The sequence below is a fragment of the Enterobacter cloacae complex sp. SHL009 genome, from assembly GCF_049237205.1.
Classification (GTDB): Bacteria; Pseudomonadota; Gammaproteobacteria; order Enterobacterales; family Enterobacteriaceae; genus Enterobacter; species Enterobacter cloacae_M.
Genome location: NZ_JBMKIW010000004.1, coordinates 98,552 through 120,909, shown reverse-complemented (window position 1 = coordinate 120,909; position 22,358 = coordinate 98,552). Strand labels below are relative to the sequence as shown.

The window sequence follows — 22,358 nt, the reverse complement described above, 5'->3', positions numbered from 1 at the left end:
ATGTGGGGAATTATCGCGACCTGGAGAATGGCGCTTGAAGGCGTTACGGAGTCGGCGTCTGCGCTGGCTGCGGGTAAACAGGTCTCTGAGGCAGTGGTTGATGCCGTCGCCGCCGTCGAAGACTTTCCGTTTTATAAATCCGTCGGCTACGGCGGGCTGCCCACCGAAAATGGCGAGGTGGAGCTGGACGCCGCCTACATGGACGGCGATACGCTGGCGTTTGGCGCCGTGGGCAATCTGGTGGATATCGCCAACCCGGTGCGCGTGGCGTATGCGTTAAGCCGCCAGCGCTACAACAGCCTGCTTGTCGGCCAGGGCGCGCGGGAATGGGCGCTGAGCCAGGGCTTCGCCGACAAAACCATGCTCACCGAGCGCGCCATGCAGCACTACCGCAAACGCTGCCGCGAGACGCTGGATAAGGGCTTAAGCCCTTACGACGGGCATGACACCGTCGGCATTATCGGCCTCGATAAACAAGGGTCAATGAGCGTCGCCACCTCCACCAGCGGCCTGTTCATGAAAAAACGTGGTCGACTCGGCGATTCGCCCATTATTGGTTCCGGATTTTACTGCGACAGTGAAACCGGCGCCGCCACCGCCACGGGCGTCGGTGAAGATCTGATGAAAGGCTGCACCAGCTACGAAATTGTCCGCCGAATGGCGCAGGGTATGACGCCGCAGCAGGCGGCGGATTCAGTGGTGTTCGAGCTGGAAGACAAGCTGATGTCGCGCTTTGGCCGCGCGGGCGATCTTTCCGTGGTGTGCATGAACAAGAGAGGCGAGTTCGGGGCCGCCACCAACATCAAAACGTTCTCGTTTGTGGTGGCGACGGCTCGCCAGTCCCTAACCGTTTTTCGTACCGAACGCCTGCGGGAGAAAACGCATTATTACGCCGTAGACGATGAGTGGATGCAGGCCTATGCCGCGCGGATCCGCGCGCCGATTGAGGAGTCATGATGATTACGTATCAGTTTATCACCGCGCTTTCTGACGCGGCTCCGCAAAGCCATTTGATTGCGTCCGCCTCCTGTACGCATTTGCCCGAAACGGCGCTTGTCGCGGAAATGCGCGAGTCTGCCAGCATCGCTGACACCCGCTTTGGCTGCGCCCCGTTTGCCCGGATCACCCTGCTGCCGGATGCCCTCTGGCAGGATAGCCTGACCGAAGGATTGCTGACGGCGCTGCGCCCGCTGCTGGCCTCGCCCGTCAGCCCCGAGCTGATACTGGACGTTACTGCTATCGACGATGTGGTGCTGGCGCAGGTGCTGCGTTTTCTCTTTAATCAGGCGCACAGGCTGAGCGACCTGAAGCTGAAGAAAACGGATGAATCGGCGGTGCGACTTGCGAACATCACCGCCCTCTGCCTGCCGGAACAGCAGGCAAAACTGGAGGGTGTTTTCCGCCAGCAGCAGGCCATCGCCCACGGCATGGTCGCGGCGCGACGTCTGGCGGATATCCCGTCCGACCGATGCACGCCGCAGTTTGTGGTGGAAGAGGCGCAAAGGCTCTGTGCCGCCTTCCCCGCCCTGCGCTGCGAAGTGCTGAACGAAAAGGCTATTGCTGAGCAGGGTCTGGGGCTGCTGCAGGCCGTTGGCAAAGGGGCGACCTGTCCGCCGCGCCTGCTGGCTATTCATTATGACGGCGTCAACGACGGCCCGGTGCGCTGCTATGTGGGTAAAGGCATTACCTTCGATACCGGTGGCCTGTGGCTGAAGGAAGGCGCGGGCATGTACACCATGAAATACGACATGTGCGGTGCGGCCAACGTGCTGGGGCTGATGCTCACCGTCGCAGAGCTGGCGCTGCCCGTGCGCATCATGGGCGTGCTGGCGCTGGCGGAAAACGCCATCGGCCCGGACGCCATGCAGCCCGGCACGGTGGCGACGGCCTGCAACGGCATCACGGTTGAAATCAACAACACCGATGCCGAAGGCCGACTGGTGCTGGCGGACGCCATCGCCTGGGCCAGCCAGCGGCACCCACAGGCTCAATATATTATTGATATAGCAACGCTAACCGGTGCAGTGGTTAAAGCGCTGGGGTATGAATTCAGTGGTTTAATGACGCAAAATGAGTTGATGCGCGATTTTCTCATCCGAGCCGGGAAAAGAAGCGGTGACGAAGTGTGGTCTTTACCCTTGGATGCCCGCTTGAAAAAGCAGACCGAGAGTACCATCGCCGATCTGTGCAACACGCCGACCAATAATGCAGCAATCAGTGCTTCGGCGGCGTGGCTGCTGCACCACTTTTGCCCGCCGACAATCCCGTGGGCGCATCTGGACATCAGCGGTACGGCGCTATGGCGCGAAAACGGACGGAGCGTGGCGTCGGGAAGACCGATTCCACTTCTGGTTGAGCATTTACAATACGATATTTTGATAATGGAGGAGATGATCAATAAGTACGGAAAATAACGGTTTTCGTAAGCCCGGTAAGGCGTAGCCGCCACCGGGCGAACAAACTCAAAGCTTAAGAATATCTTTCACGAACGGAATGGTCAGCTTGCGCTGGGCGGTAATGGAGGCGCGATCGAGCTGATCGAGCGTGTCAAACAGCGTGCGCATTTCGCGATCCAGCCGCTTGAGCAGGAAGCGCCCCACGTCCTCCGGCAGCTCAAACCCGCGCTGCTTTGCGCGCAGCTGTAACGCCTGAAGCTTATCTTCATCCGACAGCGGCTGGAGCTTGTAGATTTGCCCCCAGTCCAGACGAGACGCCAGGTCCGGCAGCCCCAGATTGAGCTGTCTCGGCGGACGATCGCCGGTGATCAGCAGCCGGGTTTTGCCCGACTCCAGAATGCGGTTGTAGAGGTTAAAGATCGCCATTTCCCACGGCTCGTCCCCCGCCACGCATTCGATATTATCGATGCAGACCAGCGAGAGATGTTCCATTCCCTCCAGCACCTCAGGTACGAACCAGGTGCGTTTATCAAGCGGCACGTAGCCTACCGCATCTCCGCGCGCCGAAAGCTCCGCGCAGGCGGCATGCAGCAGGTGGCTGCGCCCCGCGCCTTCGCGTGACCAGATATAGATGTATCCGCTGTGATCCTGGCGCAGCACGTTTTGCAGTGCAGCCAGTAAAGAGGGGTTATCACCCGGCCAGAAACTCGCGAAAGTTTCGTCGTCAGGGAGATAGAGTGGCAGAGAGAGCTGTGCCGGTCCGTTCAGAAATACCTCAACCAGAGATCCTACGTAAAATCGGAATGGAGTTTAACACGGAACCTGCAAGGAGAGAACCGGGCGATCCCTCGCCCGGTAATACGATCAATGTGACGCTTTTTCGCTGTCGTCCGCGTCCAGAATTTCTTCTTCCGGGCGGATGACCGAGATCAGCTTGAAGATCAGGCTCAGGCCCACGCCGACGATGGTCGCCAGCGCCATGCCCTTCAACTCGGCCGCACCAATGTGCACCTTAGCACCGCTCACGCCGATGATCAGGATAACGGAGGTCAGGATCAGGTTTTGCGCCTTGCTGTAATCCACTTTGGATTCAATCAGCACGCGAATACCGGAGGCGCCGATCACGCCGTACAGCAGCAGAGAAACGCCGCCCATTACCGGCACCGGAATGATCTGAATCGCTGCCGCCAGCTTGCCGACGCAGGAGAGCAGAATGGCGATGATCGCCGCGCCGCCGATAACCCAGGTACTGTAGACGCGGGTAATCGCCATCACGCCGATGTTCTCACCGTAGGTGGTGTTTGGCGTCGAGCCGAAGAAACCGGAGATGATGGTGGAGAAACCGTTCGCAAACATGGAGCGGTGCAGACCCGGGTCGCGGATTAAATCGCGCTTAACGATGTTCGCCGTCACCACCAGGTGGCCGACGTGCTCCGCAATCACCACCAGCGCCGCAGGCAGAATGGTGAAAATAGCAAACCATTCAAAGCGTGGCGTATAGAAGGTTGGCAGCGCGAACCAGTGGGCCTGAGCGATCGGGGTGGTGTCCACCACGCCCATCGCGAAGGAGAGCGCATAGCCCGCCAGCACGCCGATCAGGATCGGGATAATCGCCATGAAGCCGCGGAACAGCACGGAGCCAAACACCGTTACGCCCAGCGTTACCAGCGAGATGATAATGGTTTTGGAATCCGGTGACTGACCGTCAGCAGGCAGCAGACCGGCCATATTCGCCGCGACGCCCGCCAGCTCAAGACCGATGACGGCAACGATTGCGCCCATCGCCGCAGGGGGGAACATCACGTCCAGCCAGCCGGTACCGGCTTTCTTCACAATGAAGGACACCACGCAGAACAGGACGCCACACATGATAAAGCCGCCCAGCGCGACTTCATAACCCAGCGGCAGCAGCAGCAACACCGGCGAGATAAAGGCGAAACTCGACCCGAGATACGCCGGGATTTTGCCTTTACAGATAAAGAGGTACAGAAGCGTACCAATGCCGTTGAACAGCAGCACGGTGGCCGGGTTAATGTGGAACAGGATTGGCACCAGCACGGTTGCGCCAAACATGGCGAACAGGTGCTGCAAACTAAGCGGGATAGTCTGTAAAAGCGGCGGTCTTTCACTCACCCCGATAGCACGGCGCGTCATAGTGTTTTCCTCTGTGTAGTATTGTTGGTGTTTTATTCAAAAAAAAGCCGACTATTAAAGTCGGCTTATTTATCGTTATTCGATTATTTCGTACCAAAGATCTTATCGCCGGCATCGCCGAGCCCCGGGATGATGTACCCGTGCTCGTTCAGCCCCTGGTCGATAGAGGCGGTATACAGCTCAACGTCCGGGTGCGCTTTTTCCAGCGCCGCGATCCCTTCCGGAGCAGCAACCAATACCAGCACCTTAATGCTGTTACAGCCCGCGTTTTTCAGCAGGTCGATGGTGGCGATCATAGAGCCACCGGTCGCGAGCATTGGGTCAACCACCAGCGCCATACGCTCGTCGATGTTAGACACCAGCTTCTGGAAGTAAGGAACAGGCTCAAGGGTTTCTTCGTTACGGTAGATACCCACCACGCTGATACGCGCGCTTGGCACGTGCTCCAGCACGCCTTCCATCATGCCGAGACCGGCACGCAGGATTGGCACCACGGTAATTTTCTTACCTTTGATCTGCTCAACCTGCACCGGGCCGTTCCAGCCTTCGATGGTGACTTTTTCGGTTTCCAGATCAGAGGTCGCTTCGTAGGTCAGCAGGCTGCCGACTTCAGATGCCAGTTCGCGAAAACGCTTCGTGCTGATGTCATGCTCACGCATCAGGCCCAACTTGTGTTTAACGAGTGGGTGTTTCACTTCCACAATCTTCATTCTCTTTCTCCTCTGAGGTGGCGTCCGCAAAAAAATCGCGGGATTATACCGCTTTTTTCAGATTAGGCCATACCCATGTTGCTTGACAGGGATCAAGCAAAGACAAAAAAGCCGGAGACTGGGCTCCGGCTTTTTTGCGGGGTTCTGCCGGGTGGCGCTTAGAGCTGCTCTCCGTTGCTGGCAATCACCTGCTTATACCAGTCGAACGATTTCTTTTTACTGCGGTTCAGCGTGCCGTTGCCTTCATTGTCTTTATCCACAAAGATAAAGCCGTAGCGTTTTTTCATTTCGCCCGTGCCGGCAGACACCAGGTCGATACAGCCCCAAGGGGTGTAGCCCATCAGATCCACGCCATCTTCCACCACCGCTTTTTTCATCTCGCGGATGTGGGCGGCCAGATAATCAATACGGTACTGGTCGTTCACCGTGCCGTCGCTCTCCTGCACGTCGATCGCGCCAAAGCCGTTCTCAACGATAAACAGCGGCAGCTGGTAGTGATCCCAGAACCAGTTCAGGGAGTAGCGCAGCCCAACCGGGTCAATCTGCCAGCCCCAGTCGGATTTCTGCACGTACGGGTTAGAGACCAGGCTCTTGCTTTCGTCGTAATCCAGCTGCGGGTTGTCCGCCGTCGCCTTGGTGGCGAAGGACATGTAGTAGCTGAAGCCGATGTAATCGACGCAGCCCTGCTTCAGCGCGGCTTTATCCTCTTCGGTTATATCCAGCGCGAAGCCGCGACGTTCGAAGTAGTTGAGCAGGTGCTGCGGGTACTTGCCGCGCACGTGTACGTCGGTGAACCAGTAGCGGCGATGCATGGCGTTCATCGCCATCATCATATCGTCCGGCGCACAGGTCAGCGGGTAGATAGGACACATGGCAATCATGCAGCCAATCTGCAGCGACGGGTTAATCTCGCGCCCCGCCTTCACCGCCAGGGCGCTGGCCACCAGCTCATAGTGCGCCGCCTGGAACATCACCGGTTCACGGTCTTCACCCGGCGCGTACTTCAGCCCGGAGTTCGTAAACGGCGCAAAGTCTTCGTGGAAGTTAGCCTGGTTGTTGATCTCGTTGAAGGTCATCCAGTACTTCACCTTATGCTGGTAGCGCTGGAACACCACTTTTGCAAAACGAACGAAGAAGTCGATCAGCTTACGGTTGCGCCAGCCGCCGTATTCGGTGACCAGATGGAAAGGCATCTCGAAGTGAGACAGGGTGATAACCGGTTCGATGCCGTACTTCAGGCATTCGTCGAACAGATCGTCATAGAATTTCAGGCCAGCCTCGTTAGGCTCAAGCTCGTCGCCTTTCGGGAAGATCCGCGTCCAGGCAATAGAGGTGCGGAAGCATTTGAACCCCATCTCGGCAAAGAGTCTGATGTCTTCTTTATAGCGGTGGTAGAAATCGATGGCTTCATGGTTAGGATAATTTTTCCCCTCCAGCACGCCGTTGGTGATTTCACGCGGCACGCCGTGCGCCCCCGCGGTCATAACATCGGCAACGCTCACGCCCTTGCCGCCCTCTTTCCAGCCGCCTTCCAGCTGGTGCGCCGCAACGGCCCCGCCCCACAGAAAATCTGCTTTAAATCCTGACATTCGCTTTCCCTCATTCTGCGTTATTTTCTGCAAAAACAATTACAGAAACCGGTTTCAGTTCGATGATGTGCAAAGGGCATAGCTGTTGCAAGCAGTTCTCAGAAACCGGTTTCATTTTCGTGAACAGAGTCAAGTTTGGCTGCATTCATAAGGCACACAGAAAAAAAGATCCCCACGTCCAGAATAGGCTCGCAAACGTTTGCCTGGACTGTTAGAATTGCGCCGATTTTTCTTACTAGCTATGCAATCGCGTGGGGATTTAAGCCGTGACCAACAAAACTTCTCTCAGCTACAAAGATGCCGGTGTTGATATTGACGCAGGTAATGCGCTGGTTGACCGAATCAAAGGTGTGGTGAAAAAAACCCGCCGCCCGGAAGTGATGGGTGGTCTGGGTGGATTCGGCGCACTGTGCGCGCTGCCGCAAAAATATCGTGAACCTGTTCTGGTCTCGGGTACTGACGGTGTAGGCACCAAACTGCGCCTGGCGATGGATTTAAAACGTCACGACACGATCGGTATCGATCTGGTCGCGATGTGCGTGAATGACCTGGTGGTACAGGGCGCAGAGCCGCTGTTCTTCCTCGATTACTACGCGACCGGCAAACTGGACGTGGATACCGCTGCCAGCGTGATTAACGGTATCGCCGAAGGCTGTCTGCAGTCCGGCTGTGCGCTTGTCGGTGGTGAAACCGCGGAAATGCCGGGCATGTATCACGGCGAAGATTATGACGTCGCGGGCTTCTGCGTCGGCGTAGTAGAAAAATCAGAAATTATCGACGGCAGCAAAGTGACCGATGGCGATGTGCTGATCGCGCTGGCCTCCAGCGGCCCGCACTCCAACGGCTACTCCCTGGTGCGTAAAATCCTCGAAGTGAGCGGCTGTGACCCGCTGACGACCGAGCTTGACGGCAAACCGCTGGCTGACCATCTGCTGGCGCCGACCCGCATCTACGTGAAAAACGTGCTTGAGCTTATTGAGAACGTCGACGTTCACGCTATCGCTCACCTGACCGGCGGCGGCTTCTGGGAAAACATCCCGCGCGTCCTGCCGGACAACACCCAGGCGGTGATCGACGAATCGTCATGGCAGTGGCCAGCCGTGTTTAACTGGCTGCAGACCGCAGGCAACGTGAGCTCTCACGAAATGTACCGCACCTTTAACTGCGGCGTGGGCATGGTTATCGCCCTGCCGGCAAGCGAAGCGGATAAAGCGGTTAAGCTGCTGACTGAAAAAGGTGAAAACGCGTGGAAAATCGGTACGATTAAAGCTTCCGATTCCGAACAGCGTGTGGTCATTGAATGAAAAACATCGTGGTGCTCATTTCCGGCAACGGAAGCAATTTGCAGGCCATCATAGACGCCTGCAAGCAGAAGAAAATCAATGGCACCATTCGGGCAGTTTTCAGCAACAAGGCCGACGCGTTCGGCCTTGAGCGCGCGCGGGAAGCGAACATTCCCGCGCACGCGCTGGAAGCCAGCCAGTTCGCCGGGCGTGAAGCCTTTGACCGCGAGCTGGTGCATGAGATTGATGCCTACGCGCCGGACGTGGTCGTGCTGGCGGGCTATATGCGTATTCTGAGCCCGGCCTTCGTCGAACACTTCGCCGGTCGTCTGCTGAATATCCACCCTTCCCTGCTGCCAAAATATCCCGGCCTGCATACCCATCGTCAGGTTCTGGAAAACGGCGATGAGGAGCACGGTACCTCCGTGCATTTCGTTACCGACGAGCTGGACGGCGGTCCGGTGATCCTGCAGGCGAAAGTTCCGGTCTTTGACGGCGACAGCGAAGAAGACGTGACCGAACGTGTGCAGACCCAGGAACACGCCATTTACCCGCTGGTGGTCAGCTGGTTTGTCGACGGGCGTCTCGAGATGCGCGACGGTGCAGCCTGGCTGGACGGCGTGAAGTTACCCCCGCAGGGTTATGCGGCCGAAGAGTAGTTTGTTATGTCGGGTGGCGCTGCTGCGCTTACCCGACCTGTACATTGCATTACCCGATATCCCCTTCTCCAACCTTCTAAAATCCCCAACAAAAAAAATAACTGTCATACTTTTCTGGCACTGTTGGACATATCGTGGAATTGCTCGCCATAATAAGGACGAGACGGATTTACCACGTCCTGTGATTGAACTGGAGTGTGAGCTGTAATGGGTCAGGAAAAGTTATATATCGAGAAAGAGCTAAGCTGGTTAGCATTCAACGAACGTGTACTCCAGGAAGCGGCAGACAAAAGTAACCCGCTTATCGAGCGCATGCGTTTTTTGGGCATTTATTCCAACAACCTGGATGAGTTCTACAAGGTTCGCTTTGCCGAGCTGAAAAGACGCATCATCATCAGCGAAGAACAGGGCTTAAACTCGCACTCGCGGCATCTGCTGGGCAAAATCCAGTCCCGCGTGCTGAAAGCCGATCAGGAATTTGACGGCCTGTATAACGAACTGCTGCTGGAGATGGCGCGCAATCAAATCTTCCTGATTAACGAACGCCAGCTTTCCGTTAACCAACAAAACTGGCTGCGCCACTACTTCAAACACTACCTGCGCCAGCACATTACCCCGATTCTCATCAACCGCGAAACCGATCTGGTTCAGTTCCTGAAAGATGATTACACCTACCTGGCGGTGGAAATTATTCGCGGTGAGTCTATCCGTTACGCGCTGCTGGAGATCCCGTCCGACAAGGTGCCGCGCTTTGTGAACCTGCCGCCGGAAACCCCGCGCAGACGCAAGCCGATGATCCTGCTGGACAACATCCTGCGCTACTGTCTGGACGACATCTTCAAAGGCTTCTTCGATTACGATGCGTTAAACGCCTATTCGATGAAGATGACCCGTGACGCCGAATATGACCTGGTACACGAGATGGAAGCCAGCCTGATGGAGCTGATGTCATCCAGCCTGAAACAGCGCCTGACGGCCGAGCCGGTGCGCTTTGTCTATCAGCGTGATATGCCGGATGCCATGGTGGAGATGCTGCGCGATAAACTGACCATTTCGCGCTATGACTCCATCGTGCCGGGCGGTCGTTACCACAACTTTAAAGACTTTATTGGCTTCCCGAACGTCGGCAAAGCCAATCTGGTGAACAAGCCGCTGCCGCGCCTGCGCCATCTCTGGTTCGATAAATTCCGCAACGGATTCGACGCCATCCGCGAACGCGATGTCCTGCTCTACTATCCGTATCATACGTTTGAGCACGTGCTGGAACTGCTGCGTCAGGCCTCGTTCGACCCGAGCGTGCTGGCGATCAAAATCAACATCTACCGCGTGGCAAAAGATTCCCGCATCATCGATGCGATGATCCACGCGGCGCACAACGCCAAAAAAGTCACCGTGGTGGTTGAGCTGCAGGCGCGCTTCGACGAAGAGGCGAACATTCACTGGGCGCGACGTCTGACGGAAGCCGGTGTGCACGTCATCTTCTCCGCGCCGGGGCTGAAAATTCACGCCAAGCTGTTCCTGATTTCCCGTAAAGAGGGTGACGATGTAGTGCGTTATGCCCACATCGGTACCGGGAACTTTAACGAGAAAACGGCGCGAATTTATACCGACTACTCGCTCTTAACCGCCGACGCCCGCATTACTAACGAAGTGCGCCGGGTCTTTAACTTTATCGAAAACCCGTACCGTCCGGTGAGCTTTGACTATCTGCTGGTCTCGCCGCAGAACTCGCGCCGCCTGCTGTACGATATGATCGATAAAGAGATCGCCAATGCCCAGAAAGGGCTGTCGTCCGGCATCACGCTGAAGCTTAACAACCTTGTCGATAAAGGGCTGGTGGACAGGCTGTATGCGGCGTCCAGCTCCGGCGTACCGGTTAATCTTCTGATCCGCGGCATGTGCTCGCTGATCCCGGAACTGGAAGGCATCAGCGACAATATTCGCGTGATCAGCATTGTTGACCGCTACCTGGAGCACGATCGGGTCTATATTTTCGATAATGCGGGTGATAAACAGGTCTATCTCTCTTCGGCAGACTGGATGACGCGCAATATTGACTACCGTATTGAAGTCGCGGCACCGCTGCTGGATCCGCGTCTGAAGCAGCAGATCCTCGACATCATCGAGATTCTGTTCAGCGATACCGTGAAAGCACGCTATATCGACAAAGAACTCAGTAACCGCTATGTGCCGCGCGGCAACCGCCGTAAAGTGCGGTCGCAACTGGCGATTTACGACTATATCAAATCACTCGAGCAACCCGATTAACCTATGCCGATAAATGATAAGACCCCACGCCCGCAGGAATTCGCCGCGGTCGATCTTGGCTCTAACAGTTTCCACATGGTCATCGCCCGTGAGGTGGATGGCGCGCTGCAGATCATCGGTCGTCTGAAGCAGCGCGTACACCTGGCGGATGGTCTTGATGAACGCAGCATGCTCAGCGAAGAGGCAATGGAGCGCGGGTTAAACTGCCTGTCGCTGTTTGCTGAGCGCCTGCAGGGCTTCTCGCCCTCCAGCGTGTGCATCGTGGGCACCCACACCCTGCGCCAGGCCCTGAATGCCCCTGAGTTTCTCAAGCGGGCCGAAAAGGTGATCCCCTACCCGATTGAGATCATCTCCGGCAACGAGGAAGCGCGTCTGATCTTCATGGGCGTCGAGCACACCCAGCCGGAAAAAGGGCGCAAGCTGGTTATCGACATCGGCGGCGGTTCTACGGAGCTTGTGATCGGCGAAGACTTTGAGCCGCGCCTGGTGGAAAGCCGCCGTATGGGATGCGTCAGCTTCGCACAGATGTATTTCCCGGGCGGTAGCATCACCCGCGAGAACTTCCAGCGTGCGCGGATGGCGGCCGTCCAGAAGCTGGAAAACCTGGCCTGGCAGTACCGTATCCAGGGCTGGAACGTGGCGCTGGGCGCGTCAGGTACCATCAAAGCGGCGCATGAAGTGCTGCTGGCGATGGGTGAAAAAGACGGGTTTATCACGCCCGAACGCCTGACATTGCTGACCGAAGAGGTGCTGAAGCATAAAAGTTTTGACGCCTTAAGCCTGCCGGGGCTTTCCGACGAGCGTAAGGTGGTCTTCGTTCCGGGGCTGGCCATCCTGTGCGGCGTGTTTGATGCCCTCGCCATTAAAGAGCTGCGCCTTTCCGACGGCGCGCTGCGCGAAGGTGTGCTGTATGAGATGGAAGGCCGCTTCCGCCATCAGGATATTCGCAGCCGCACCGCACAAAGCCTGGCTAACCAGTACAACATCGACCGCGAGCAGGCGAAACGCGTGCTGGACACCACGGTACAGATGTACGAACAGTGGCAGGAGCAGAATCCGAAGCTCGCGCACCCGCAGCTTGCCGCGCTGTTGAAATGGGCCGCGATGCTGCACGAGGTGGGGCTGAACATCAACCACAGCGGGATGCACCGCCATTCGGCCTATATTCTGCAAAACAGCGATCTGCCTGGCTTCAACCAGGAGCAGCAAACCATGATGGCGACCCTGGTGCGTTATCACCGCAAAGCCATCAAGCTCGACGACCTGCCGCGCTTTACGCTGTTCAAGAAAAAACAGTTCCTGCCGCTTATTCAGCTCCTGCGCCTTGGCGTATTGCTCAATAACCAGCGTCAGGCGACAACCACACCGCCCACGCTGAAGCTTAAAACCGACGACCATCACTGGACGCTGAGCTTCCCGCACGACTGGTTCAGCCAGAACGCGCTGGTCCTGCTGGACCTGGAAAAAGAGCAGCAGTACTGGGAAGCGGTCACCGGCTGGCTGCTTAAGATTGAAGAAGAGAGCGCTGACGTCGCCGCGTAACGGTTCAGGCGTCCGCGCAGGACGCCTCTGCTTCCGGCAGTGACTCAAGCGGCACCGGTCTGCCAATCAGATAGCCCTGCACATAATCGATGCCTAGCGCGTGAACCGCGCTACGTATCTCTTCGCTTTCAACATACTCCGCCACCACCAGCATTTTCTTCATGCGCGCAAGATGGCAGATAGACGCCACAATCTGATAATCCAGGCTGTTATTGACGATATTGCGAATAAAGCTGCCGTCAATCTTGAGAATATCCGCGTCCACGCTTTTCAGCCGCGCATAGCTCGCATAGCCGGTGCCAAAATCATCAATCGCAATACGTACCCCCATTTTCTGCAGCTGCCGGAGGATGTGTTGCGCCTGCTCCGCATTGCAAAAGGTGCTGCACTCCGTCACTTCAAAGATTAGCTGCCACGGCTCAATGGCGTATTTCGCCAGCAGGCGGCTCACCTCAAGCGGAAACTGCACCCGACACACGGTCGACGGGGCCAGATTAATGGCAAAGCGCTGGCCGGGCAGTCTTTCGCGATGCGCGGCGAGAAAGCGCAGGGTGTGCTCCAGCACCCACAAATCTACCCGGGAAGAGAGACCAAACTCCTGCGCGACGGGCAGGAACTGGTCGGGGGAGATCAATAGCCCGTTTATATCCGACATCCGGAGCAGGACTTCGTGATAGCAATCGCCACGCATGCCGCGAACGGGTTGAACCAGCAGGGTGAATTCGTCGTTATCAAGCGCCTTTTGCAGGCGGCTCATCATCGCGACCTTATCCTTCAGGTTGCGCTGCAAATGGACGGCACCCCGCTGCTGAAGATTTTCCGGATGGTTGGAGGAGAGCGAAAGGTCGGCAACCACGCCCAGCTCGCCCAGCACCAGGTAAAGATGGTTAACCGGGGACCGGACATAGCAATAGCTCACGCCCACCTGCGGCTGCAGCGGCATGCCGTCCCAGACAAAGCGGAACTGCTTGATATGCTCGTCCAGGGCTTCAATCCGCTGCTGGTGCGATTCCGCGTTGAGCCGTACCGCCAGGTCATACCCGGTCAGGTGATACACCAGCTCATTGGGCTGGAGAATGCCATTCACCCACTGCGCCAGCTGCTGCTTGTACTGAATCCGCAGCAACACGCCGTAATTTCGGCCCAGAATTTCCAGCTCCGGAATGCGCAGCAGACAGAGCGCCGACCACGGGTTTTTCGCCAGATCGCGCGACAGCGCCCGCAGGTTAGGCATATGGACGACCGGATCGAGCAGCGCCAGCCTGCGGGAGCGTTTGTTCGCCGCGCGCTGCCGGGTCGCCAGCATCGACATATAAATCACCACGAACGAGAAGACCAGGTAACTGGAAGAGGTGATCGCCAGCTGAATGTCATACCCCGGGTTCACCGGGATATAGCGGTAAAAATAGTGAATAGACACCAGCAGTATCGGCGTCCAGATAAGCGAAATCAGCTTATAGCCAAAACGCATCGCGCCCCAGAGCATCACCGGCATCAGCAGGGAAAGAGTGTAGTTGGTGGTGAAAATGGAGCTGTTCTCATTCATCGGAAGCAGCAGCAGCGAAAGCAGCCCGCCAAGCGCGATAGCCCACACCAGCAACTCAACGACCGTCACCTTTTTATCTATCTCGGAACGGATCTGCGAGAGAAGGCTTTTGATATAGCGCGGATGTCGAAGCAGGCGGATCAGCAGATAGCTCAGCGGCACCCCCGTCAGACCGCTGACCAGCAGCGTCTGATAGTTGATGAGCGTACGAATATTGAGAGGATTTAATCCCGCAAGGCTCTGACGGCTCTCATACACACCTAAATACACCGCAAACTGAAACAGCACCAGAAATAGCGTCGCGGGGCAGAAGACTTGCCAGAAGATGCGCTGCGCCATCAGCCGCACGTCGCCGTACGCCGTCATATTCCGTCTGGGCGAAAATACCCGGTAGCCTCCCCAGCTGAGCACTAAAGGGACGACAAAGTGGAAGATCCCCGCGACGGTTTCAAACATCCCGACCGACGGGTAATAGCGGATAAACAGCGACAATACGATCCCGGGCAGCGCTTCCAGGCCAAAGAACATCATCAGCGAAAGCAATAATGAGAGGGGTAAATAATAGAGTGCCGCAATGCCGTCGCCCAGCTGCGTGAATGTATTCGCGATGCTCAGCACGGGAAGTAAAACCACAGGCAAAATAAGCGGTAATGCCCACCAGCGGTTTTCATTTTTTTTCAGGAAAGCCAGAATGTTCATAGATGCCCGGTTAAACCCCTTTCGCTCCAGAGGGAAAATAAAGACAGGCATCCAACCTGACGTACGCGCCGCCCGGCGGCGTGCGGGGCGAACAGTATGGAGGAAGGATTTTAAATATCAGGGCCGGGAAGCCGTTGACTTAAATCAAACTACTTTACGCAAATAACTTTTTGCGGCATTTTTTTGAAATTATTTTCTTCATATTATCAATATGATAAATGCATTAATTAATTTCAATAACATTAATCAATGTAAACATTGACGGTTATTTACACACTTCAGAATTGACCCCATCTTCCCCCTGTGCCTTAATATCCTTGTCGCCCAAAAGGGCTTATCCAGGAAAAACAGAGTGAGTCAGGTCACGCGTATGCGCAAACGACATCAATTTAATACCCGAATGACCCGCATCATACTGCTCATCAGCTTCCTGTTTTTCTTTGGCCGCTTCGTTTACTCTTCAATTGGCGCCTGGTACCACCATCAGGACAAAACCCAGTCGCAGCAATCCAGCCTGACCGTCGACACCACCGATCGCTAAACTGCCGCAGGATGCTGCACGAGCCGAATAATGGCCGCGATCCCTTTGCTGAGGATTTTATCCTGTCGCATTACCACCGCCAGCTGCCGCTGCAGCATGGGCGTAAGCGACATCACGCATAGCCCTTCGCGATCGGCATCCTGTTCGACCGCCATTCGCGGCACAATACTGTAGCCCAGCCCCGCGCGAACCATGCGTTTGATCGCCTCGATGCTGCCAAGCTGCATCACCGGTGCGATCGCTAATCCATTAGCCGCAAACCAGCCATCGATCAGCGCCCGGGTACCGCTGCCTGATTCAAAGGCAATCAGCGGCTGAGCGTGCAGCGCCTCCGGGGTAAAGTCCCTGAAAGCATCCTGCTGCTCCCGCGACGCGATAAAGACAAACTCTTCGTCCATCACCGGCATGACGTCCAGCGCTCTGCCGCTCACCGGCAGCGTCACCAGCCCCATATCGAGCCGGTTCTCTTCGATGGCCCTGACGATGTCGAGGGTGTTGCCCGTCGTCACCCCCACGCTCAGGAGCGGATAGTCCTGGCGCAGCTTCTCCAGCAGCGGGGGCAGAAAATGGATGCAGGCCGTTGCCCCCGTGCCAAGCGTAATGGTGCCGCTCACATCGTGGCTGAATGCGCTCACGGACCGAATGGCGTCATCCACCGCCTGCTGAATACGCTCCCCATGCGCCAGCAACGCTTCCCCGGCAGCCGTAGCCTTAATCCCTCGCCCGGTACGCTCCACCAGCCGCGTTTGCAGAAATTGCTCCAGCTGGCGTATTTGCAGGCTGACGGCGGGCTGGGAAATACCCAGCACATCCGCTGCCGCTGAAAAGCTGCCGCGCTGGATCACCAGACGGAACGTGGCGAGATAGCCCAGATTAAGCGTTGTCATTCAAAGTTTCTCTTATACCGCGCATAAGGTTGCTGCCCTGCCAGCACAATAGCGCGCGAGTTATGCTCAGGACAACTGCATAACGGAATGAAAAACAATGGAAACACCCGCCCTGCCACGCCGCCTCGCCCTCACGGCGGGATGTAATCAGCTTATCAACTGGGGGATCTCGTTTTATATGCCCGGCACCTTTGCAATGGCGATTTCAGCCGACCGGGGATGGACATCACCGCAGATTTACCTCGGCCTGACGCTGGCGATGCTGGTGATGGCGGCGGTTTCTCCGTTTGTCGCCCGCCTGCTGGCACGCTTTGGCGGTCAGAAAGTGGTGATGAGCGGCACGTTGCTGATCGCCGCAGGCTGCGCAGGGATGGCGTATACCCAGACGCTTTTTGGCTGGTACTGCGCCTGGCTTATCGGCGGCACAGGGATGCGCCTGTCGCTGTACGACGCGCTGTTCGCCGCGCTGGTAAACCTCTACGGGCAGCAGGCGCGAAGAACGATCTCACGCGTCACGCTGTCGGGCGGGCTGGCCTCCGCCGTTTTCTGGCCGCTGGGTGATGCCCTGCTTCAGGTCATGAGCTGGCAGGAGGCGCTGCGCGTCTATGCTCTCTTCGGCCTGCTGAGCGCGATGCTGATTCGAACGCTTCCCCGGCAAAGGCTGACGGTGACGACAAAGGTCACTGCGCCGCCGCTGAACAACGAGCGGCATAACGCCTGGCTTTATGCCGCCTTCATTGCCCTCATCACCTTTGTCTCTAACGGCACATCCACCCATCTGCCGGAGTTTATTGCCCACTTTGGCCTGCCGGTCGCCATCGGCATGCTGTGGGGGATCGGCCAGACGTGCGCCCGCTCGCTGGAAGTGCTGGCGGGTGCCCGCTTAACCCCCTTCAAACTGACGCTTTTTACCGCGCTCGCCATGCCGCTCTGCTTTCTTCTGGGGATGAGCAGCGCCCTGTTTGCGTGGTGTGCAGCCGGGTTTGTGCTGGGCTACGGCGCCATCAACGGGCTGGTCACCATCGTAAAAGCCACCCTGCCGCTGGAGCTGTTTAGCACCGAAAGCTATGCCCGCCGCACGGGGATGCTGCTGATCCCAGGCCAGCTAATGGCGGCAGCCTCACCGTTTGCCTATGCGTGGCTGAATAAAACCCTGGGGATCGCGGGTGCAATGTGGGTTTCAACGGGGCTGACGCTGGTGATTGCCGGGCTGGCGATAGCGATTGTGCGCCGTCCACGCAGGCAAACTGTATCGCACTGTATCCAGAGCGCCACGCTGACAAACGGGTACAAAACGCCGCCTCCGGCAAATATCTCCGATACATAAAAATGGTTTTCTTTCCCTGTCGCCATTCAGAACCGATGAGGAGAGAACCCATGATTCGTCGTTATGCACTTATCCCCCTGCTTGTCCTGGCATCTGTAGCCCATGCCCGGGCCACACCGCTGGACAACCTGAGCGCCGCGGACGTGAACGGCCCCGCCGCCGTTGCGCCGCTGGCGCAGCCGCAGCCGCCCGCAAAGCTGATAGTCGATCCCCCGCTTGCCGGGCCGCTGAGCAAAGGCGCGGTGTTTATTCAGTACCGTGCCGAAAACCTGCGCATCGAGCCGGTATTCGGCCCCGAAGCGCTCAAGGTTACCCCGCGCATCGGGCACATTCACGTGGTGGTGGATGACGCGCCGTGGCACTGGGCTGACGCCAGCGGAGAGCCGGTGATCCTGGTGGGGCTGCCCGCCGGTAAACACAAGGTGACAATTATTCTGGCCGACCCGACGCACAAGCCGCTCGACCACAAAACCGTTGAATTCACCGTCCCGCCCCACGCGGCGGTCCACCATTTTTAAGGAGTCTGAAGATGAAAGCACTGTCTGTAGTGACGGCAGGCCTGCTGGCGCTTTCCGCCAGCGCGTTTGCACAGAATAAAACCAGTGTGGTGCTGGTCCACGGCGCGTTTGCCGACGGCAGCTGCTGGAATAAGGTGATTACCCTGCTGCAGAAACAGCACGCCGAGGTCATTGCCGTCCAGCTCCCGCTCACGTCGCTTAAGGATGACGTTGCGGCCACGCGGCGGGCCATCGCCCGCGCCCAGGGTGACGTGGTGCTGGTGGGCCACTCCTGGGGCGGCACCGTGATTAGCGAGGCGGGCAACGATGCGCGGGTAAAATCGCTGGTGTACGTGGCGGCGTTCGCGCCGGACTCCGGCCAGTCGACGGCGGATCTGGCAGGAAGCTTCCCTGCCCCGCCGGGCAGCGCGGGCATTGCTAAATCGGCGGACGGCTATTTATACCTGCCGACAGGAGCCGTCAGAAAGGACTTCGCGCCTGACGTGAAGCCAGCCATTCAAGATACGATTGCAGCCACGCAGGGGCCGATTAAGGCCGAGGCGTTTGGTGAAAAGGTCGCCCACGCGGCGTGGCATGACAAACCGAGCTGGTATGTGGTCAGCAAGAATGACCGTATGATCAACCCCGATCTTGAACGGGCGATGGCGAAGACGATCCATGCGAAAACCGCCGAGGTGGCGGCAAGCCACGTGTCGATGGTAAGCCAGCCGCAGATCGTTGCCCGGACGATTGAGCAGGCGATAGGCGGTAATTAACCGGAGTGACTCATTCGGTCTTCTGCACTTCCGTATCCACCGGCAGCAGCGCAGTGCCGTCATGCGCTGCTGGCGCCATAAAGGGAACCGGCCTGCCCGTCCGCCTGTCAATCAGCAGCGAGTGACGCTCGCCCTGCGCAAACAGATTTTGCTCTCCCCACTGACGCAGCGCCACGATCACGGGGAAAAGACGTTCGCCTTTGTCGGTCAGAACATATTCCTGATAAGCCGTGCCGTCCGATGCTCCCTGTAACGTCAGGATTTCCGCCTCAACCAGCTTGCGAAGCCGGTCAGAAAGGATGTTGCGCGCCACCCCAAGGCTGCGCTGAAAATCCCCGAAGCGCGTCATGCCGTCAAACGCATTACGCACAATAAGAAGCGACCAGCGATCCCCGAGCAGGTCAACGCTGCGGGCAACGGGACAATATTCCTCTTTTACCGTATTTCGGGACATCACCTGTTTTCCTCGCAAAGGCCACTCTATAACTAGTTGCATTTTAAAACTGCTTAGCCTAGCATTCAACCAGTTTCATTTTAAAACCAGGTTATCACAGGCGAGGATTTTGAATATGTCACTGACGTCAGCCCTTCCTTCAGCCGACATGCCGCGCAGCATGGTCTGGCTGTTCGCCACCGCCAGCGGCCTAAGCGTGGCAAACGTCTATTACGCCCAGCCTTTGCTTGACGCGCTGGCGAACGATTTCGGCATCAGCCATGCGGCCGTGGGTGGCGTGGTGACCGCGACGCAAATTGGCTGCGCGCTGGCTCTTTTGCTTGTCGTTCCTCTGGGTGACAAAGTGGATCGTCGACGACTCATGGCAGTACAGCTGATTGCTCTGGTGGTGGCGCTGGTTTCCGTCAGCATGGCACAGTCCTCTTCAGCGCTGCTTATCGGTATGCTTGCGACCGGTATGTTGGGCACGGCCATGACGCAGGGGCTGATCGCCTACGCCGCCAGCGCCGCGTCGCCCCATGAACAGGGACGCGTTGTCGGCGCGGCACAGGGCGGCGTGTTCACAGGTTTGCTGCTCGCTCGCGTCTTTGCCGGTGGCATCAGCGATATCGCGGGCTGGCGCGGGGTTTATCTTTGCGCTGCCGCGCTGATGCTTATGATTGCGTTACCTCTGTGGTGGCGACTCCCCGCCCTGCCAGCCGTCACTGCCACGATGAGCTATCCGCACCTGATTGGCTCAATGCTCACGCTGCTGCGGCAGGAAAAAGTGCTGCAGATACGCGGCGTGCTGGCGCTGCTGATGTTTGCATCGTTCAACATTTTCTGGAGCGCACTGGTGCTGCCGCTGAGCGCACCGCCGTTTAACTTTTCGCATACAGCGATTGGCGCGTTTGGGCTGGCTGGCGCGGTGGGCGCGCTGGCGGCTGGCCGGGCAGGACGCTGGGCCGATCGGGGATATGCCCAACGCACCAGCGCGGCGGCGCTGAGTATCTTACTGTTAGCCTGGTGGCCCTTGTCGCTGATGGACCGTTCACTCGGGATCTTGCTTATCGGCATCATACTGCTCGATTTGGGCGGTCAGGCGCTGCACGTCACTAATCAGAGCATGATTTTCCGCACCCGTCCCGAGGCGCACAGCCGGCTGGTCGGGCTTTACATGCTGTTTTATGCCGTCGGCAGCGGGCTCGGCGCGCTCGGCACAACGATGGCGTATGCCTGTGCCGGCTGGCCGGGCGTCTGCCTGCTTGGCGCCTCGGTCAGCCTGCTGGCGCTGGTGTTCTGGTGGCTAACCCGCGCTAGCCACCGCTGTCCGCGGGATAATCCCGATTAATCCACGCGTGGTCCTCTTCCCAGGTGAACATCCATTTGCGCACCGGGCCGGCCATCACGTTGAGATAGTAGCTGTCATACCCGGCCATCGTCGCCACCGGGTGGTAGCCCTTCGGCACCATCACCACGTCACGGTTATAGACCGCCATACACTCATCCAGCGTTCTGTCGTCGGTGTAGACGCGCTGCATGCAGAACCCCTGCTCCGGGTTAAGGCGATGATAGTAGGTCTCCTCCAGGTAGGTCTCCTGAGGCGGGTTATCCGTGTCATGCTTGTGGCTCGGGTACGAGCTGGTGCAGCCCTCGTTGGTCCACACCTCCACCACCAGCAGGCTATCGGCGGGCCTGTCTTCCGGCAAAATGTTGTGCACGTAGCGCTGGTTGTGGCCTTTGCCGCGCGCTTCACCGTCGATATCCTGCGGGGCAATCAGCCGCGTCGGATAGGTGCCCTTGCCCGGCGCGGCGCAGACCGCCAGCTCCAGCGTCGTCAGCGCCTTCACCTGCACCGTCTCCTGCAGGGTGACGTACACCGCCCAGGGCTTGATGCGCTCGAACGGGCTCATCCGCTCGCCGATATCGTTAAACTGCGCGGAAGGCGTGCTGATGGAGGCCCGCCCGGCAACCAGCACCAGGCAGCGCTCTTCGCTGATGGCGGGCAGCATCAGCGTCTGCCCCTCCTGCAGCTCATACGCCTCAAAGCCGACGTAGCCCCACCCCGCGCTTTCCGGCGTAACGGACTGGGTGCGCCCCTCCGCGTTCGGCTGCTGCCAGCGTGATAACAGACGTGACATGTTCCCTCCTTAAATCAGTCCGGCGTCGCGGGCCAGACGGCTCAGGTTGTTATACCCCAGACGGGCGTAGGTCAGCGGATGGGCAATCGCCGGATCCTGCTCGGCCTCGACCACCAGCCAGCCGTGATAATCCTGCGCCTTCAACAGCCGCATAATCGGCGGGTAATCGACGCAGCCGTCGCCCGGCACGGTAAACACGCCGCTCAGCACCGCATCGAGGAAGCTGGTTTTGCGGTTTTTCACGTCCGCCAGCACGTCGGCGCGCACGTCTTTACAGTGAACGTGGTTGATGCGCGACGCCCAGCGCTGCGCCACCGCCAGCGGATCGGCCCCGGCAAAGGTGAGATGGCCGGTATCCAGCAGCAGTCCGACCGCCTCCCCGGTGTGGATCATCAGGTTGTCCACGTCCTCGGCGGACTCAATCACCGTGCCCATATGGTGATGGTAGGCAATCTGCACGCCCTGCTGCTGCGTATAGCGGGCAAATTCGGTGAGCTTCTCGCCGTACTCCTTCCAGCGTTCCTGCGGGAAGCGCGGACGCAGATGCACCGGGGTCTGCTGTTCGCCGTGAATGCAGCCGCTCACTTCCGCAAACACCAGCACCTTCGCCCCCAGCTCGCGCAGCAGCGTCAGGTGGGACTGCACGGCGGCGATCTCCTCCTCCACGCTGCGCTCCAGCAGGCGACCGGAGTACCAGCCGGAGACCAGCTGCAGGTCGTGACGCTGCAGGATGGGGCCAAGCAGGCGCGCTTCGCGCGGGAATTTATTGCCCAGCTCGAAGCCGGCAAAACCGGCCTCTTTACCTTCGCTCAGACAGGTCTCCAGCGAGGTTTCCGCGCCGAGAGAAGGCAGATCGTCGTTCGTCCAGGTCAGCGGGTTAATGCCTAATTGCACACTCATTGTCGTCTCC

General features: G+C 58.1%; 20 protein-coding genes. 11 read left to right on the top strand and 9 right to left on the bottom strand.

Annotated elements, in window-relative coordinates; genetic code table 11:
* Together ACOTZC_RS11575 and ACOTZC_RS11570 are read left to right on the top strand one after the other, a co-directional pair.
* The gene (locus tag ACOTZC_RS11575; RefSeq protein ID WP_248161670.1) at window positions 1–957 is read left to right on the top strand and encodes a N(4)-(beta-N-acetylglucosaminyl)-L-asparaginase; all 957 of its coding nucleotides are present in this window, start codon (window positions 1–3) and stop codon (window positions 955–957) included.
* Entirely contained in the window at window positions 957–2,414 is a 1,458-nt protein-coding gene (locus tag ACOTZC_RS11570) for a leucyl aminopeptidase family protein (protein ID WP_248162089.1), read from the top strand. The genes ACOTZC_RS11575 and ACOTZC_RS11570 overlap by 1 nt, the downstream gene beginning before the upstream one ends.
* Before the next feature lie 48 nt (window positions 2,415–2,462).
* Here ACOTZC_RS11570 and ACOTZC_RS11565 read toward each other — a convergent pair whose 3' ends face one another.
* The 4 genes from ACOTZC_RS11565 to ACOTZC_RS11550 all read right to left on the bottom strand — a co-directional run bounded on the left by ACOTZC_RS11565 (window position 2,463) and on the right by ACOTZC_RS11550 (window position 6,849).
* Complete coding sequence (locus ACOTZC_RS11565) at window positions 2,463–3,164, bottom strand: DnaA inactivator Hda (RefSeq protein ID WP_211438414.1); 702 nt, start codon at window positions 3,162–3,164, stop codon at window positions 2,463–2,465.
* A gap of 96 nt (window positions 3,165–3,260) precedes the next feature.
* Window positions 3,261–4,550: a uracil permease gene (uraA, locus tag ACOTZC_RS11560; protein WP_023308768.1), complete on the bottom strand. Its 1,290-nt coding sequence runs from the start codon at window positions 4,548–4,550 to the stop codon at window positions 3,261–3,263.
* An 83-nt stretch (window positions 4,551–4,633) separates the two neighbouring features.
* Window positions 4,634–5,260, bottom strand: coding sequence for a uracil phosphoribosyltransferase (upp, locus tag ACOTZC_RS11555; RefSeq protein ID WP_023308769.1), 627 nt, complete (start codon window positions 5,258–5,260; stop codon window positions 4,634–4,636).
* A 158-nt stretch (window positions 5,261–5,418) separates the two neighbouring features.
* The gene (locus tag ACOTZC_RS11550; protein ID WP_045355332.1) at window positions 5,419–6,849 is read right to left on the bottom strand and encodes a 6-phospho-beta-glucosidase; all 1,431 of its coding nucleotides are present in this window, start codon (window positions 6,847–6,849) and stop codon (window positions 5,419–5,421) included.
* Between the two features lie 266 nt (window positions 6,850–7,115).
* On the opposite strand from ACOTZC_RS11550, the gene purM reads away from it, so the two are divergent.
* From purM to ppx, 4 genes are all read left to right on the top strand, one after another.
* On the top strand, window positions 7,116–8,153 hold the full coding sequence (gene purM, locus ACOTZC_RS11545) for a phosphoribosylformylglycinamidine cyclo-ligase (protein WP_047173902.1): 1,038 nt from the start codon (window positions 7,116–7,118) through the stop codon (window positions 8,151–8,153).
* On the top strand, window positions 8,150–8,791 hold the full coding sequence (purN, locus tag ACOTZC_RS11540) for a phosphoribosylglycinamide formyltransferase (protein ID WP_023308771.1): 642 nt from the start codon (window positions 8,150–8,152) through the stop codon (window positions 8,789–8,791). The genes purM and purN overlap by 4 nt, the downstream gene beginning before the upstream one ends.
* Before the next feature lie 207 nt (window positions 8,792–8,998).
* Window positions 8,999–11,059 (top strand): polyphosphate kinase 1, encoded by a 2,061-nt coding sequence (gene ppk1 / locus ACOTZC_RS11535; RefSeq protein WP_109845431.1) that lies wholly within the window; start codon window positions 8,999–9,001, stop codon window positions 11,057–11,059.
* Between the two features lie 3 nt (window positions 11,060–11,062).
* Window positions 11,063–12,601, top strand: coding sequence for an exopolyphosphatase (ppx, locus tag ACOTZC_RS11530; RefSeq protein WP_163354067.1), 1,539 nt, complete (start codon window positions 11,063–11,065; stop codon window positions 12,599–12,601).
* 4 nt (window positions 12,602–12,605) lie between these two features.
* Here ppx and ACOTZC_RS11525 read toward each other — a convergent pair whose 3' ends face one another.
* A complete protein-coding gene (locus tag ACOTZC_RS11525) occupies window positions 12,606–14,846 on the bottom strand; it encodes a sensor domain-containing phosphodiesterase (RefSeq protein WP_248161666.1) in 2,241 nt (746 codons plus the stop codon).
* Window positions 14,847–15,198: 352 nt separating this feature from the next.
* On the opposite strand from ACOTZC_RS11525, the gene ACOTZC_RS11520 reads away from it, so the two are divergent.
* Window positions 15,199–15,387 carry a YfgG family protein gene (locus tag ACOTZC_RS11520; RefSeq protein WP_050582901.1) on the top strand — a complete coding sequence of 63 codons (189 nt, stop codon included), beginning with the start codon at window positions 15,199–15,201 and terminating at the stop codon, window positions 15,385–15,387.
* On the opposite strand, the gene ACOTZC_RS11515 is transcribed toward ACOTZC_RS11520, so the two are convergent.
* Window positions 15,384–16,274 carry a LysR family transcriptional regulator gene (locus ACOTZC_RS11515; RefSeq protein WP_248161664.1) on the bottom strand — a complete coding sequence of 297 codons (891 nt, stop codon included), beginning with the start codon at window positions 16,272–16,274 and terminating at the stop codon, window positions 15,384–15,386. The two genes, ACOTZC_RS11520 and ACOTZC_RS11515, sit on opposite strands and share 4 nt — an antisense overlap.
* A gap of 97 nt (window positions 16,275–16,371) precedes the next feature.
* Here ACOTZC_RS11515 and ACOTZC_RS11510 point away from each other — a divergent pair, with 97 nt between their 5' ends.
* Genes ACOTZC_RS11510 through ACOTZC_RS11500 form a run of 3 tightly spaced genes read left to right on the top strand, consistent with a single transcriptional unit; the run spans window position 16,372 to window position 18,874 of the window.
* Complete coding sequence (locus tag ACOTZC_RS11510) at window positions 16,372–17,601, top strand: MFS transporter (RefSeq protein ID WP_248161662.1); 1,230 nt, start codon at window positions 16,372–16,374, stop codon at window positions 17,599–17,601.
* A 50-nt stretch (window positions 17,602–17,651) separates the two neighbouring features.
* On the top strand, window positions 17,652–18,119 hold the full coding sequence (locus ACOTZC_RS11505; protein WP_045399690.1) for a DUF6130 family protein: 468 nt from the start codon (window positions 17,652–17,654) through the stop codon (window positions 18,117–18,119).
* Between the two features lie 11 nt (window positions 18,120–18,130).
* On the top strand, window positions 18,131–18,874 hold the full coding sequence (locus ACOTZC_RS11500) for an alpha/beta fold hydrolase (protein WP_421635775.1): 744 nt from the start codon (window positions 18,131–18,133) through the stop codon (window positions 18,872–18,874).
* A gap of 10 nt (window positions 18,875–18,884) precedes the next feature.
* Here the strand turns inward: ACOTZC_RS11500 and ACOTZC_RS11495 are convergent, their stop codons facing one another.
* Entirely contained in the window at window positions 18,885–19,328 is a 444-nt protein-coding gene (locus tag ACOTZC_RS11495; protein WP_045399683.1) for a winged helix-turn-helix transcriptional regulator, read from the bottom strand.
* 115 nt (window positions 19,329–19,443) lie between these two features.
* Between ACOTZC_RS11495 and ACOTZC_RS11490 the strand changes: the two genes are divergently transcribed.
* On the top strand, window positions 19,444–20,658 hold the full coding sequence (locus ACOTZC_RS11490; RefSeq protein ID WP_047173897.1) for an MFS transporter: 1,215 nt from the start codon (window positions 19,444–19,446) through the stop codon (window positions 20,656–20,658).
* Here the strand turns inward: ACOTZC_RS11490 and iolB are convergent.
* Both iolB and iolE read right to left on the bottom strand, forming a co-directional pair.
* Window positions 20,624–21,448: a 5-deoxy-glucuronate isomerase gene (gene iolB / locus ACOTZC_RS11485; protein WP_248161660.1), complete on the bottom strand. Its 825-nt coding sequence runs from the start codon at window positions 21,446–21,448 to the stop codon at window positions 20,624–20,626. The two genes, ACOTZC_RS11490 and iolB, sit on opposite strands and share 35 nt — an antisense overlap.
* 9 nt (window positions 21,449–21,457) lie before the next feature.
* The gene (gene iolE, locus ACOTZC_RS11480; RefSeq protein ID WP_047647087.1) at window positions 21,458–22,348 is read right to left on the bottom strand and encodes a myo-inosose-2 dehydratase; all 891 of its coding nucleotides are present in this window, start codon (window positions 22,346–22,348) and stop codon (window positions 21,458–21,460) included.
* Window positions 22,349–22,358: the final 10 nt, after the last annotated feature.

Bases quoted from the DNA above. Each gene is read 5' to 3' on its own strand.
- iolE (WP_047647087.1), bottom strand. From the start codon at position 22,348: ATGAGTGTGCAATTAGGCATTAACCCGCTGACCTGGACGAACGACGAT.
- ppk1 (WP_109845431.1), top strand. From the start codon at position 8,999: ATGGGTCAGGAAAAGTTATATATCGAGAAAGAGCTAAGCTGGTTAGCA.
- ACOTZC_RS11495 (WP_045399683.1), bottom strand. From the start codon at position 19,328: ATGTCCCGAAATACGGTAAAAGAGGAATATTGTCCCGTTGCCCGCAGC.
- ACOTZC_RS11550 (WP_045355332.1), bottom strand. From the start codon at position 6,849: ATGTCAGGATTTAAAGCAGATTTTCTGTGGGGCGGGGCCGTTGCGGCG.
- ACOTZC_RS11510 (WP_248161662.1), top strand. From the start codon at position 16,372: ATGGAAACACCCGCCCTGCCACGCCGCCTCGCCCTCACGGCGGGATGT.
- ACOTZC_RS11500 (WP_421635775.1), top strand. From the start codon at position 18,131: ATGAAAGCACTGTCTGTAGTGACGGCAGGCCTGCTGGCGCTTTCCGCC.
- upp (WP_023308769.1), bottom strand. From the start codon at position 5,260: ATGAAGATTGTGGAAGTGAAACACCCACTCGTTAAACACAAGTTGGGC.
- ACOTZC_RS11505 (WP_045399690.1), top strand. From the start codon at position 17,652: ATGATTCGTCGTTATGCACTTATCCCCCTGCTTGTCCTGGCATCTGTA.
- ACOTZC_RS11490 (WP_047173897.1), top strand. From the start codon at position 19,444: ATGTCACTGACGTCAGCCCTTCCTTCAGCCGACATGCCGCGCAGCATG.
- ACOTZC_RS11570 (WP_248162089.1), top strand. From the start codon at position 957: ATGATTACGTATCAGTTTATCACCGCGCTTTCTGACGCGGCTCCGCAA.
- ACOTZC_RS11575 (WP_248161670.1), top strand. From the start codon at position 1: ATGTGGGGAATTATCGCGACCTGGAGAATGGCGCTTGAAGGCGTTACG.
- ACOTZC_RS11515 (WP_248161664.1), bottom strand. From the start codon at position 16,274: ATGACAACGCTTAATCTGGGCTATCTCGCCACGTTCCGTCTGGTGATC.
- ppx (WP_163354067.1), top strand. From the start codon at position 11,063: ATGCCGATAAATGATAAGACCCCACGCCCGCAGGAATTCGCCGCGGTC.
- purN (WP_023308771.1), top strand. From the start codon at position 8,150: ATGAAAAACATCGTGGTGCTCATTTCCGGCAACGGAAGCAATTTGCAG.
- uraA (WP_023308768.1), bottom strand. From the start codon at position 4,550: ATGACGCGCCGTGCTATCGGGGTGAGTGAAAGACCGCCGCTTTTACAG.
- ACOTZC_RS11525 (WP_248161666.1), bottom strand. From the start codon at position 14,846: ATGAACATTCTGGCTTTCCTGAAAAAAAATGAAAACCGCTGGTGGGCA.
- iolB (WP_248161660.1), bottom strand. From the start codon at position 21,448: ATGTCACGTCTGTTATCACGCTGGCAGCAGCCGAACGCGGAGGGGCGC.